A 10,972-nucleotide genomic window follows, 5' to 3' on the forward strand; every position below is an offset into this window, starting at 1 on the left:
TGTCGCGCGCGGCACCTGCACCCGCATCTCGACCCCGCGCGGCCCCGGCTCGCTCACCCCGGTCAACCGCTGAGCGAGGACGCTTCCCATGGTCCCGACCGCCGGCCTCGGCTTCAAGCCGATCCATTTCGAGGAGGCGCTCGCCGCGCCGGCGGCCGGGCTGTGGTTCGAGGTGCATCCTGAAAATTACATGGCCGCGGGCGGCCCCCGGCTCGCCATGCTCGAGGCGTTGCGCGGGGCGCGGCCGCTGTCGCTGCACGGCGTCGGCCTCAGCCTCGCCGGCGCCGCCGAGCCCGACCGCCGCCACCTCGCCCGTCTCAAGCAGCTGGTCGACCGCTTCGATCCGTTCCTCGTCTCGGAGCATCTCGCCTGGTCGGTCCAGGACGGGCGCTATTTCCCCGATCTCCTGCCCTTCCCGAGGACGACCGAGGCGCTGCTCACGATGGTGCGCAACGTCGACATCGTCCAGAGCGCGCTCGGCCGGAAGATCCTGATCGAGAACCCGTCGCTCTACATCGCCATGGACGGCCATGAGTGGAGCGAGACCGACTTCCTGAAACAGCTTGCGAAACGCACCGGCTGCGGCCTGCTGATCGACGTCAACAACGTCGCGGTGAGCGCCAACAATCTCCGCCTCGATCCCTATGCCTATCTCGATGCCCTGCCGCACGAGGCGATTGGCGAGGTGCATCTCGCGGGCCATCGGCCCGATCCGGAGCTTGGCGAGGCCTTGCTCATCGACAGCCACGATGCGCCTGTCGCCGAATCGGTCTGGGCTCTGTTCGACTATCTCGTCGCTTCGGCCGGGCCGCGCCCGGCGCTGATCGAGCGCGACGGCAATCTGCCACCCTTCGCCGACTTGATGGCGGAGCGCGACCGCGCCGCCGCGATTCTCGCCACGCCCAGGAAGGCGGCGGCCTATGCCTGAGCTCGCCGATTTCCAGCTCGCCTTCGCCGCCGCGCTGGATCGCGACACGCGCCGCGGCGCGCTCGAGCGCCAGCCCGGCTTCGCCGTCTATCGCAACACGATCGCGAGCGGCCTGATCGAGGTGCTCGCCGGCACCTATCCGGTCGTCGCCGAGCTGCTCGGGCCCGAGGGATTCGCGGCGATCGCGGACGAGTTTGCGATAACGTCGCCGCCTCAAAGCCCCGTGCTGCTCGATTACGGCGCCGGCTTCGCGACCTTTCTGGAAGGCCAGCCCTGGACCTCCGAGCTGCCCTATCTTGCCGGCGTCGCCGAGCTGGAGTGGCTGCGCTCCGAGTCGCATCTCGCCGCCGACGCGACACCGCTGACGAATCACGACCTCACCTGTTTCGGGCTCGACGCGTTGCTCTCGCTGCGGCTGCCCCTGCACCCCGCCGCGTGCTTCGCCTGGCTCAAGACGCCCGCGATGACGATCTGGCTCGCCCATCAGAACGGCGGCTTCGACACTCTCGCCCCTGAATGGCGGGCCGAAGGCGCGCTCTTCACCCGGCCCGGCGACGCCGTCCGCGCCGCCCTGATCGACGCGCCGACCCACCGCCTGCTCGCGGGCCTCCGCCTGGGCGAAAGCGTCGGCCAGGCGGCCGCCGCGCTCGCCGCCCTCTATCCCGAGGTCGCGCTCGACGACCTTCTGTTCACGCTCATCGACAGCGGCGCCTTCATGAAGCCGCCCCACCTGGAAAGGATATGATCATGGCCACCCTCGCTCCCGCCCCGGCGGTCTCGCGCTCCAATCCGCTTGCGCTCTTCGCTCGCCTCGCCCAGCGCGCGCTGCCGCTCGATCTGCTGCTGCTGGTCCAGCGCTTCGGCATCGCGACCATCTTCTTCCTCTCGGGCCGCACCAAGGTGGAAGGCTGGTTCACGCTCAGCGAGACCACCTACTTCCTGTTCGAGAACGATTATGCGCTGCCTTTCCTGCAGCCTGTCCACGCGGCGTATGCCGCGACGGTCGCCGAGCATCTCTTTCCGCTGCTGCTCGTCCTAGGTCTGTTCACCCGACTCTCGGCAGCGGCGCTGCTCGGCATGGCGCTCGTCATCCAGCTCTTCGTCTACCCCGAAGCCTGGCCGACGCATTTGAGCTGGGCGGGCCTGCTGCTCCCGCTGATCGCCTTCGGCGGCGGCCGCGTCGCCCTCGATCGCGCCGTCCGCATCCCCTGAACGAAGGACCCGTCATGCGCAAGTTGCTCGCCCTGCTGATCGCGCTCGCCGCGCCGGCGACCGCCGTGGCCGCCGTCCCGGCGCCAGCCGTCTCCGCCACCCAGGAAGGCGTCGCCATCGGCGGCTATGACGCGGTCGCCTATTTCAGCGAGGGCCGACCGGTCCGCGGCTCGGCCGAGTTCGCCCACCGCTGGAACGGCGCCGAGTGGCGCTTCGCCTCGGCCGCCGCGCGCGACCGCTTCGCCGCGGATCCCGAGTCCTATGCGCCCGCCTTCGGCGGCTATTGCGCCTGGGCCGTCAGCCAGAATTATCTCGCACCCGGCGATCCACTCGTCTGGCGGATCGTCGACGGCCGCCTCTACCTTAACTTCAACGCGCGCGCGAAGGAGCTGTGGGAGGCGGATCTCGCCGGCGCGATTGCGCGGGGGATGCGGAACTGGCCGTCGGTCCTCGAAACGGCCGACAATCGCTAGGTTCGAGCGATCGATTTGCCCGCTTTGTGGTCCCCGCAAAAATCCGCCTCGAAGCAAATTCGTCCAAGGACCCCCAAATGTCCGATGGGGCGCGGACCGGAGCATTAGCGAACAGGAAAATGGTGCCCAGGAGAGGACTCGAACCTCCACGCCCTTGCGAGCGCCAGCACCTGAAGCTGGTGCGTCTACCAATTCCGCCACCTGGGCACGGGAGCATCGACTTGCTGGTAGGCCGCGCGAGTTAGGGGGCGCCCCGGCCCTTGTCAACGCGGCATCGGAGGAGCGGTTGCCATGGGGATTGAGGCCCCGGTCGATTCGGGTCTAGGGGAGCCCCACTCAATTCGGCGAAGGCGTTGCGATGACGGAAAAGACCAACCGGCTGGTCACCTTGTTCGGCGGCGGCGGCTTCCTCGGCCGCTATGTCGCGCAGGCGCTGCTCCGCGAAGGCGCGCGCGTCCGCGTTGCCGAGCGTCGTCCGGAGCGCGCCTATTCCCTCAAGCCCCTCGGCGCGCTCGGCCAGGTCCAGTTCGTCCGCGCGGACATCACCGACGCGGCCTCGGTCGCCGCGGCGGTCGCGGGCGCCGATGCCGCGATCAACCTGGTCGGCATCCTCAAGGGCCATTTTCACGCCGTCCATGTCGAGGGCGCGCGCCAAGTCGCCGAGGCGGCCGCGGCGGCCGGCGCGGACGCTTTGGTCCATGTCTCGGCGATCGGCGCCGATCCGGAGAGCGCGAGCGCCTATGGCCGCTCGAAGGGCGAGGGCGAGGCGGCGGTCCGCGCCGCTTTCCCGGGCGCGACGATTGTCCGCCCCTCGATCGCGTTCGGCGCCGAGGACGATTTCGTGAACAAGTTCGCGCGAATGGCGCAGTGGCTGCCGATCCTGCCGGTGATGCGCGGGTCCTGGCGGCTGCAGCCGGTCCATGTCGCCGATCTCGGCCGGGCGATCGCGGCGGCGGCGCTGAACCCGCGCGCCCATCGCGGCAAGACCTACGAGCTAGGCGGGCCGCAGGTGATGACGATGCACGAGCTCAATGAATGGATCAGCCGCGCGACCGGGCGGAACCGGCCGGTGATCGACATCCCCGATCCCGTCGGCGCGGCGATGGCGCGGCTGACCGGCTGGCTGCCCGGCGCGCCGATCAGCTGGGATCAATGGCTGATGCTCAAGACGGACAATGTCGCGAGCGGCGACCTGCCCGGCTTCGAGGCCTTCGGTATCAGCCCCGCCCCGCTCGCCGCGGTCGCCGGCAACTGGCTCAACGCCTATCGCCGGCACGGCCGCTTCGCCAGGCCGTCGCCTTACTGAGGCGCCTGTTCCGGCACGAAGCGGCGGACGACGTCGCGGGCGAGCCGCGCCGGGCGCCGGGTCGCGGCATCGAGGCAGCACCAACTCGATTTGACCTCGGCGAGCACCTCTTCGCCGCGCGTGATCAGAGTCGAGAAGAAGGCGCGCGCGCCCTGCACGCCCTCGGCCACGACCGAGGCGACAACGTCGTCGTCGAGGAAGGCGGGGCGGCGATAGGTGATCTCGTGCTTGAGCGCGACCCAGAGGTGCCGCGCCACCGCCTCGGCCGGCGCGACCTTGCGCCAATAGGCGATCACCGCCTCCTGCACCCATTCGAGATACACGCTGTTGTTGACGTGGCCCATGAAATCGATGTCGCCCGGCGCGATGGCGAGGGGGTGGACGTGGGTCGGGGCGGCCATCGCTCCTATTACACTGACAAACGTGTCAATAATGCGACGATTCAGGATTTGGACGCCCGTCAGATTGAGATAGATTGGGCCATGCGCATTTTGCTGGCCATCGCCTTGCTCGTCGCCCCGCTCCCCCTCGCGGCCCAGTCGACGCCTGGTCGCACGATCACCAAGTCCGAGATCCGCGCTGCGGATCCGCGTCGGACCCACGGTCGGCTGCGCGATGTGATTTGGGACATGTTCGAGCGGGAGGACGTACGGAGTGAAGCGCAGCCGCGCCACGCGCTGACCGATTTCTGGCTCAGAACGCGTCCGCGCGGGACCGAGATACCGGGGCTCTGCAGGTACGATGGCGTGACGGTCGAATTCGCGCCGACGAGCCGCCGTGACCGCGGTGCCGACACGCCTGTGAGAGCGGTGGGCCTGCGCGCGAGCAGCTTCTTTCACTTCATATCACCGCCGACCCAGCAATTTCACGACGCGGCCAACTACGATCTGCTACCCAGCGATGGAGATTGCCGCTCGCTCGACGCGAACGAACTGCCCTTTTTTCGGTCCGAAGACGAGCAAGTGGCCGTTAACGGCTATCTGGCCTTCCTGAGACTCCAAGATGCACTACGTGCGAATCAAACGATGGAACTGGATTGCTACCCGGGGCGAATGGAGACCCGGACGTGCCGAGAGATTATCTTGGCGATCGGGACCGACGCGGTCAGTGACGTCCGGCGGTGCGAGTGGAGCGAAGCCCGACAGAATTGCTTTCGAATTCGGGCGGACGATCTCCAGATCGACATTCTCGTCACCGGACGAGTCTCTCCCGGCCCTCCCCCCGGTCAGGTGCTCAGGGCCCGCCTGGGCTTCCTAATCGTCCTTTCGCATCCACGCCCCGATTGACCGCGACGACCGGATGGGAACGCCCGGGCCCGACGACTCAGAACCAAATCAGCAGTGCCGCGCCGAGCAGGACGCGGTAGACGACGAAGACCAGCATCGAGGCGTGCCTGAGGAAGCGCATCAGGAAGGCCATGGTCGCGAAGGCGGCGACGAAGGTCATCGCGCCGGCGATCAGCGCGTCCCACTGCATCTGGGCGGTGGCGTCGGCGAGATCGAGGACGGCGAGCGTGCCGGCGCCCGCGACGGCGGGCAAAGCGAGCAGGAAGGAGAACCGCGCCGCCTCGACCCGCTCGTAGCCGAGGAAGCGCGCCGCGGTCATGGTGACGCCCGAGCGGCTAGTGCCCGGGATCAGCGCGAGCGCCTGGGCGAGGCCGACGATGACCGCATCCCTGAGGCTCATATCCTCATAGCGCTTGACCCGCGGGCCGATCTTGTCGGCGACGCCGAGCAGCAGGCCGTAAGCGATCAGATTGACGGCGACGAGATCGGTGGAGCGGAAGCTCTCGAGCCAGCCGCCTTCCTTCAGGAACAGGCCGAGCAGTACCGCCGGGATGGTGCCGATCAGGATCCACCAGAACAGGCGCCTCTGCTCGGGCGCCTTGCCGATGCCGACGCTGGCGAGACCGCCGCGCGCGAGGCCGATCGATTCCCGGAAGAAATAGAGCAGGATGGCGAGGAAGGAGCCGATATGCACCGCGATGTCGATCAGCGGGCCCTGATCCTGCATCTGGGTGAAATAGGGGATCAGGATGAGGTGCCCCGACGAGGAGATCGGCAGGAACTCGGTGACGCCCTGGACGACGGCGATGATCAACAGCTGCAAGAAAGTCATGAAGGCCCCGGAGAGGATGCGCGCACCGCTTAGCAGAGCGGCGCGGCTTGGCAACCGGGGCGCCGGGCGCGCGTTTGGCATTCAGCTTGGGTTCGGACAAGTGTATATAAAGACGCCCGAATCGCGTGAACATGAGGACGAGCATGAAGAAGCTTCTGATCGCCGCCGCCGCCGCAGCTTTGGTCGCCGGCCCCGCTGCGGCGCAGCCGCGCGAGCGCGACATCGTGCGTGGCCTCCCCTCCTCCGCCGAAATCGAGGCGATGGCCCCGGCGCTGGACCGGATGACCGGCGCCCTGCTCGATGTCGAGGTCGGGCCGCTGCTCGACGCCGTCGATCCCTATGCCCGCCGCCCCGGTTACGGCCGGTCCGGACGCACCTTGGGCCGCCTCGCGGAGCGCGACGATCCCTTTTTCGAGCAGCGCCTGCGCGGCTCGATTTACGGGACGACCGCCGAGATCGGGCGGATGATGGACGCCTTCGCCGTGGCCGCCCCGGCGCTCGAGCGCTCGCTCATCGAGCTGGAGGCGGGCATCCGCGCCGCGGCTCACGATTATCGCCGCCGCCGGCCCCTTCCGCCGATCGAATGGGAGGATGAGGAACCGTACGAGGACGAGTTCGAGGACTGAGCTCGGGCTTCCCGCAAATCCCCGGTGGACTGACCCGGGGCGTTGGTTAAAGAGGCGCCACGCGCATGTGGCATCTCTATCAATTCCCCCTCTGCCCCTTCTCCCGCAAGGTCCGGCTCGCGCTGGCCGAGAAAGGGATCGCGCACGAGCTGAAGCGCGTCTCGCCCTGGCTTCAGGACGACGATTTCGCCGACCTCAATCCCGCGGGCGAGACGCCCGTGCTGGTCGAGGAGGCGAAGGGCATCGTGCTGATCGATTCCACCGCGATCTGCGAATATTTCGAAGAGACGGTGGACAAGGCGCCGATGATCCCCGGCACCTCGATCAATCGCGCCGAGGTTCGCCGCCTGGTCCAGTGGTTCGACGGCAAGCTCCACCACGACGTCGTCGCGCCGCTGATGGAGGAGCGGATGCGCAAGCGTCTCGTCGCCCGCGCCGCGCCTGACACCGGGATGCTGCGCAAGGCGATGACCGCGGCCAACGGCCATCTCGACTATCTGGATTATCTGCTCGACCATCGCCGCTGGCTCGCCGGTCCGGCGCTAACTCTTGCCGATCTCGCCGCCGCCGCGCAGCTTTCCGTCGCCGACTATTTGGGCGGGCTCGACTGGCGCGGCCACAAGCAGACCGCCGACTGGTACGCCGTGATGAAGTCCCGCCCCACCTTCCGCCCTCTGCTCGCCGAGCGCATGGAAGTAATCCAGCCGCCCGCGCATTACGACAAGGTGGATTTCTGACGGGTGCGGGGTACCCGTCACCCCGGCGGCGGCCGAGGTCTCGCCGAGACGCGCCGTGACAGCCTGTCCTGAGATCCCGGCCTTCGCCGGGATGACGGGAGTGGACTTGATCATGGGCCACTCCAGCGCCACATCCCCAATATGCTGATCCAGACCGAGACCACGCCCAACCCTGCGACCCTGAAATTCCTTCCGGGGCAGAAGGTGATGGACGGCGGCACGCGCGATTTCGCGACGCCCGAGGAGGCCGAAGCCTCGCCGCTCGCCGAGGCAATCTTCTCGACCGGCGAGGTGGACGGCGTCTTCTTCGGGCGCGACTTCGTTTCGGTCACCGCCGCGCCGGGAGTCGAATGGCGTCAGCTGAAGCCGATGGTGCTCGAAGTGCTGCTCGATCATTTCGTCAGCGGCGCCCCGCTGTTCCGCCCCGGCAGCGCGGCCGGGATCGAGATCGCGCCCGAGGCCGGGATCGAGGACGACCCGGCCGACGCGGAGATCGTCGCCCAGATCCGCGAGCTGATCGAAACCAGGGTCCGCCCGGCGGTCGCTCAGGACGGCGGCGACATCGTCTATCGCGGCTTCAGGGACGGCACCGTCTTCCTCGCCTTGCAGGGCGCCTGCTCGGGCTGCCCTTCCTCGACGATGACTCTGAAGAACGGCATCGAGAGCCTGCTCAAACATTATGTGCCCGAGGTCGAGACGGTCGAAGCCGTCTAGCCGCGCTTCCGCAAAAGCGGCTAGCCTCGTCCCATGCTTCTGGTGATCGACAGCGCCACGGCGGCCTGCTCGGCCGCGCTCCTCGATGGGGAGGGCGGGGTGACCGACGAGCGCCACGAGCTGGTCGGGCGCGGGCATGCCGAGCGGCTGGTGCCGATGATCGAGGATTTGCTCGCCGGACGCCGGCCGGACGCGATCCTGGTCGATTGCGGTCCGGGCAGCTTCACCGGCGTCCGCGTCGGCCTCGCGGCGGCGCACGGCCTCGCGATCGGCTGGGGGGTGCCGCTCGCCGGCTATTCGTCCCTGGCCTTGCTCGCCGCGTCGAGCGGCGCGGACGAGGCGGCGGCCGCGCTTCATGGCGGACATGGCGAGCTTTTCGTGCAAAGCTTTGGCGGTGACCCGATCGCGCCCCTCGACGCGCTGCGCTCGCTCGCGCCCGACGCCGCCGCCGCGGCGCTTTCCGCCGAGATGATCGTCGGGCCCGCCGCCGCGGAGCTGGTCGCGCGACGCGGCTGGGGCCGCGCGCGCGACGCCTTGCCCCGCGCCGCCGACGCGCGTCTCTTGCCGGAGGCGCTGCGCACCCTGCCGCCCTGCCCGATCTACGGCCGCGCCCCCGACGCGAGGCCGATGGCATGATCCGGCTCTCCGAAGGCGGAATGGACGATCTCGGCGCGGTGATGGCGGTGATGGAGGCGAGCTTCGATCCCCGCTTCGGCGAGGCCTGGACGGCGGCGCAATGCGCGGGCCTGCTGCCGCTCCCCGGGGTGTGGCTCTCGCTGGCGCTCGACGAAACGGGCGCGCAGGGCTTCGCTCTGGCCCGGATCGTCGCCGACGAAGCGGAATTATTATTGCTCGCCGTCCGCCACGACGCGCAGGGGCACGGGATCGGATCGCTGCTGCTCGAACGCTTCAGCCGCCTCGCGCGCCTGCGCGGCGCGGCGCGGCTGCATCTCGAAGTCCGTGAGGGAAATCAGGCGATTAGACTTTACGAGCGGGCCGGCTTTTCCTTGGCGGGGCGCCGGCGAGCTTATTACAGCGGCCCCGGCGGGGTCTGCTACGACGCGTTGACCTTGGCCAGGACTGCCGTCCTCAAAGCCTGATCCGAGTTGACTTGCGGGCATTCCGCCCTTGTCAAAAGCGCCACAACGGACCTATCCGGTACACATCCGTCACGGCCAATGACGGACCCTCTGAATTGGAAGGTTGTACCGACACCATGGAGACTCAGGAGAACTTCGGGGAGACGCTGATCACCCTCACCGCCGACATTGTCTCGGCTCATGTCAGCAACAACAGCGTGGCGGTCTCTGACCTTCCGTTGCTGATCAACAACGTCCACGGCGCCCTGTCGGGGCTCGGCGGCGGCAAGGAAGAAGCCGCGCCCCGCCCCGAGCCGAAGGTTTCGATCCGTTCCTCGATCAAGCCGGACTATGTCGTCTGCCTCGAGGACGGGAAGAAGCTGAAGATGCTGAAGCGGCATCTGATGACCCACTACAATATGACGCCGGACGAGTATCGGCAGAAGTGGGGCCTCAACGCCGACTATCCGATGGTCGCGCCGAACTATGCCGAGCAGCGTCGCCAGCTCGCCAAGAAGATCGGCCTGGGCACGAAGCGCAAGCGCGGCGCCCGCAAGTAGCGGGACGCGCCAAGCCAAGCGAGCGCCGCTCCGCCAGCGCGGGGCGGCGCTTTGCGTTGAGGGCTTTGCCCCGGCCCGGTTTCTGCTCTAAAGCGACCGTCCTATGCGCAGCATCGACATCGAGGCGCTCTGCGCCGAAAAGGGCCTCAGGATCACCGAGCAGCGCAAGGTGATCGCCAGGGTGCTCTCCGAGGCCGAGGACCATCCCGATGTCGAGGCGCTGCACTCCCGCGCCGCGGCGATCGATCCCGGCATCTCGATCGCGACCGTCTACCGCACGGTGCGGCTGTTCGAGGAAGCCGGAATCCTCGAGCGCCACGATTTCGGCGACGGTCGCGCCCGCTACGAGGCGGCGGCGGAAACCCATCACGACCATCTGATCGACGTCGAGACCGGCAACGTCATCGAATTCGTCGACGAGGAGCTCGAAGCGCTGCAGCGGCGGATCGCCGAAAAGCTCGGCTTCCGGCTCGTCGATCACCGCATGGAGCTGTACGGCGTCGCCCTCTCGCGGGACAATTAGGACCGTGCGCTAGGTGCGCGCCTGGCTGCGCGTGGCGGCGATCGCCGCCGGCATCCTCTTCTGCGTCCCCTGTCACTATCTGTGGCGCGCGTTCGGCGCGCGCTCGATCTGGTCCCAGGTCTTCCTGGGCTATGCCGCCCGCTGCGCCGGGCTCAGGGTCCGCATCCTTGGCACGCCGCTCCCCGGCCATGTCCTCTTCGCCGCCAATCACGTCACCTGGCTGGACATCCTCGCGCTGGGCGGCGCCAGCCGCGCCGCTTTCGTCGCCAAGGACGAGGTCGAAAGCTGGCCGCTGATTGGCTGGCTGGCTGGAATGAACCGCACGATCTACGTCGCCCGCCAGGCGCGGCGCGAGGTCCATGCCCAGGCCGACCAGCTCCGCGCCGCGCTCGCCGAGGGGCGCGCCGTTGCCCTCTTCCCGGAAGGCACGACCGAGGGTGGGCACGAAATCCTGCCCTTCCGCGCGAGCCTGTTCGCCTCGCTCTTCCCGCCGCTCGAAGGGGTGACGGTGCAGCCCGTGGCGCTGGATTACGGCGCGCTCGCGCGCGAGATCGCCTGGACCGGCGACGAAGGCTCGGGCGCGAACGCGATGCGCGTCCTCTCGCGGCGCGGCACCATCCCGCTCACCATCTCCTTCCTCGCCCCGGTCGACCCGCACGAAGCCGGCGACCGCAAGACGCTGGCCGCACGAGCGCA

16 protein-coding genes and 1 tRNA gene are annotated in these 10,972 nt (G+C 68.5%); 14 read left to right on the forward strand and 3 right to left on the reverse strand.

The window, feature by feature from the left end; genetic code table 11:
* Positions 1-88 precede the first annotated feature (88 nt).
* Genes bufB through ACT4N8_RS14960 form a run of 4 tightly spaced genes read left to right on the forward strand, consistent with a single transcriptional unit; the run spans position 89 to position 2,613 of the window.
* Positions 89-928, forward strand: coding sequence for an MNIO family bufferin maturase (gene bufB / locus ACT4N8_RS14945; protein ID WP_444858910.1), 840 nt, complete (start codon positions 89-91; stop codon positions 926-928).
* On the forward strand, positions 921-1,673 hold the full coding sequence (locus tag ACT4N8_RS14950) for an HvfC/BufC family peptide modification chaperone (RefSeq protein ID WP_444858911.1): 753 nt from the start codon (positions 921-923) through the stop codon (positions 1,671-1,673). Before bufB ends, ACT4N8_RS14950 begins: the two co-directional genes overlap by 8 nt.
* Before the next feature lie 2 nt (positions 1,674-1,675).
* Entirely contained in the window at positions 1,676-2,140 is a 465-nt protein-coding gene (locus ACT4N8_RS14955) for a DoxX family protein (RefSeq protein WP_444858912.1), read from the forward strand.
* Between the two features lie 14 nt (positions 2,141-2,154).
* A complete protein-coding gene (locus ACT4N8_RS14960; protein ID WP_444858913.1) occupies positions 2,155-2,613 on the forward strand; it encodes a YHS domain-containing (seleno)protein in 459 nt (152 codons plus the stop codon).
* Between the two features lie 120 nt (positions 2,614-2,733).
* On the opposite strand, the gene ACT4N8_RS14965 is transcribed toward ACT4N8_RS14960, so the two are convergent.
* Positions 2,734-2,820, reverse strand: a tRNA-Leu gene (locus tag ACT4N8_RS14965).
* Between the two features lie 151 nt (positions 2,821-2,971).
* On the opposite strand from ACT4N8_RS14965, the gene ACT4N8_RS14970 reads away from it, so the two are divergent.
* Entirely contained in the window at positions 2,972-3,919 is a 948-nt protein-coding gene (locus ACT4N8_RS14970) for a complex I NDUFA9 subunit family protein (protein WP_444858914.1), read from the forward strand.
* Here ACT4N8_RS14970 and ACT4N8_RS14975 read toward each other — a convergent pair.
* Positions 3,913-4,320 (reverse strand): acyl-CoA thioesterase, encoded by a 408-nt coding sequence (locus ACT4N8_RS14975; RefSeq protein ID WP_444858915.1) that lies wholly within the window; start codon positions 4,318-4,320, stop codon positions 3,913-3,915. The two genes, ACT4N8_RS14970 and ACT4N8_RS14975, sit on opposite strands and share 7 nt — an antisense overlap.
* Positions 4,321-4,401: 81 nt before the next feature.
* Here ACT4N8_RS14975 and ACT4N8_RS14980 point away from each other — a divergent pair, with 81 nt between their 5' ends.
* Entirely contained in the window at positions 4,402-5,205 is an 804-nt protein-coding gene (locus tag ACT4N8_RS14980) for a hypothetical protein (protein WP_444858916.1), read from the forward strand.
* A 37-nt stretch (positions 5,206-5,242) separates the two neighbouring features.
* Here the strand turns inward: ACT4N8_RS14980 and ACT4N8_RS14985 are convergent, their stop codons facing one another.
* Positions 5,243-6,037: an undecaprenyl-diphosphate phosphatase gene (locus tag ACT4N8_RS14985; RefSeq protein WP_444858917.1), complete on the reverse strand. Its 795-nt coding sequence runs from the start codon at positions 6,035-6,037 to the stop codon at positions 5,243-5,245.
* Positions 6,038-6,180: 143 nt separating this feature from the next.
* Here ACT4N8_RS14985 and ACT4N8_RS14990 point away from each other — a divergent pair, with 143 nt between their 5' ends.
* The 8 genes from ACT4N8_RS14990 to ACT4N8_RS15025 all read left to right on the forward strand — a co-directional run.
* On the forward strand, positions 6,181-6,663 hold the full coding sequence (locus tag ACT4N8_RS14990; protein ID WP_444858918.1) for a hypothetical protein: 483 nt from the start codon (positions 6,181-6,183) through the stop codon (positions 6,661-6,663).
* Between the two features lie 65 nt (positions 6,664-6,728).
* Positions 6,729-7,400, forward strand: coding sequence for a glutathione S-transferase family protein (locus tag ACT4N8_RS14995; RefSeq protein WP_444858919.1), 672 nt, complete (start codon positions 6,729-6,731; stop codon positions 7,398-7,400).
* A 141-nt stretch (positions 7,401-7,541) separates the two neighbouring features.
* Positions 7,542-8,114 carry a NifU family protein gene (locus ACT4N8_RS15000; protein ID WP_444858920.1) on the forward strand — a complete coding sequence of 191 codons (573 nt, stop codon included), beginning with the start codon at positions 7,542-7,544 and terminating at the stop codon, positions 8,112-8,114.
* 33 nt (positions 8,115-8,147) lie between these two features.
* Positions 8,148-8,750, forward strand: a complete 603-nt coding sequence (gene tsaB, locus ACT4N8_RS15005; RefSeq protein WP_444858921.1) for a tRNA (adenosine(37)-N6)-threonylcarbamoyltransferase complex dimerization subunit type 1 TsaB — start codon at positions 8,148-8,150, stop codon at positions 8,748-8,750.
* Positions 8,747-9,214 (forward strand): GNAT family N-acetyltransferase, encoded by a 468-nt coding sequence (locus tag ACT4N8_RS15010; RefSeq protein ID WP_444858922.1) that lies wholly within the window; start codon positions 8,747-8,749, stop codon positions 9,212-9,214. The genes tsaB and ACT4N8_RS15010 overlap by 4 nt, the downstream gene beginning before the upstream one ends.
* A 116-nt stretch (positions 9,215-9,330) precedes the next feature.
* Positions 9,331-9,753 carry a MucR family transcriptional regulator gene (locus ACT4N8_RS15015; RefSeq protein WP_444858923.1) on the forward strand — a complete coding sequence of 141 codons (423 nt, stop codon included), beginning with the start codon at positions 9,331-9,333 and terminating at the stop codon, positions 9,751-9,753.
* A gap of 103 nt (positions 9,754-9,856) precedes the next feature.
* Entirely contained in the window at positions 9,857-10,276 is a 420-nt protein-coding gene (locus tag ACT4N8_RS15020; RefSeq protein WP_444858924.1) for a Fur family transcriptional regulator, read from the forward strand.
* Positions 10,277-10,289: 13 nt separating this feature from the next.
* Positions 10,290-10,972: lysophospholipid acyltransferase family protein (locus tag ACT4N8_RS15025; RefSeq protein ID WP_444858925.1), on the forward strand; the 683-nt coding region annotated here is incomplete at its 3' end.

Origin of the sequence: Sphingosinicella sp. (genome assembly GCF_052387495.1) — a bacterium.
Classification (GTDB): Bacteria; Pseudomonadota; Alphaproteobacteria; order Sphingomonadales; family Sphingomonadaceae; genus Allosphingosinicella.

Bases quoted from the DNA above. Each gene is read 5' to 3' on its own strand.
- bufB (WP_444858910.1), top strand. From the start codon at position 89: ATGGTCCCGACCGCCGGCCTCGGCTTCAAGCCGATCCATTTCGAGGAG.
- ACT4N8_RS14975 (WP_444858915.1), bottom strand. From the start codon at position 4,320: ATGGCCGCCCCGACCCACGTCCACCCCCTCGCCATCGCGCCGGGCGAC.
- ACT4N8_RS14990 (WP_444858918.1), top strand. From the start codon at position 6,181: ATGAAGAAGCTTCTGATCGCCGCCGCCGCCGCAGCTTTGGTCGCCGGC.
- ACT4N8_RS14960 (WP_444858913.1), top strand. From the start codon at position 2,155: ATGCGCAAGTTGCTCGCCCTGCTGATCGCGCTCGCCGCGCCGGCGACC.
- ACT4N8_RS14950 (WP_444858911.1), top strand. From the start codon at position 921: ATGCCTGAGCTCGCCGATTTCCAGCTCGCCTTCGCCGCCGCGCTGGAT.
- ACT4N8_RS15000 (WP_444858920.1), top strand. From the start codon at position 7,542: ATGCTGATCCAGACCGAGACCACGCCCAACCCTGCGACCCTGAAATTC.
- ACT4N8_RS14995 (WP_444858919.1), top strand. From the start codon at position 6,729: ATGTGGCATCTCTATCAATTCCCCCTCTGCCCCTTCTCCCGCAAGGTC.
- ACT4N8_RS15010 (WP_444858922.1), top strand. From the start codon at position 8,747: ATGATCCGGCTCTCCGAAGGCGGAATGGACGATCTCGGCGCGGTGATG.
- ACT4N8_RS15015 (WP_444858923.1), top strand. From the start codon at position 9,331: ATGGAGACTCAGGAGAACTTCGGGGAGACGCTGATCACCCTCACCGCC.
- ACT4N8_RS14955 (WP_444858912.1), top strand. From the start codon at position 1,676: ATGGCCACCCTCGCTCCCGCCCCGGCGGTCTCGCGCTCCAATCCGCTT.
- ACT4N8_RS15020 (WP_444858924.1), top strand. From the start codon at position 9,857: ATGCGCAGCATCGACATCGAGGCGCTCTGCGCCGAAAAGGGCCTCAGG.
- ACT4N8_RS14985 (WP_444858917.1), bottom strand. From the start codon at position 6,037: ATGACTTTCTTGCAGCTGTTGATCATCGCCGTCGTCCAGGGCGTCACC.
- ACT4N8_RS14980 (WP_444858916.1), top strand. From the start codon at position 4,402: ATGCGCATTTTGCTGGCCATCGCCTTGCTCGTCGCCCCGCTCCCCCTC.
- tsaB (WP_444858921.1), top strand. From the start codon at position 8,148: ATGCTTCTGGTGATCGACAGCGCCACGGCGGCCTGCTCGGCCGCGCTC.
- ACT4N8_RS14970 (WP_444858914.1), top strand. From the start codon at position 2,972: ATGACGGAAAAGACCAACCGGCTGGTCACCTTGTTCGGCGGCGGCGGC.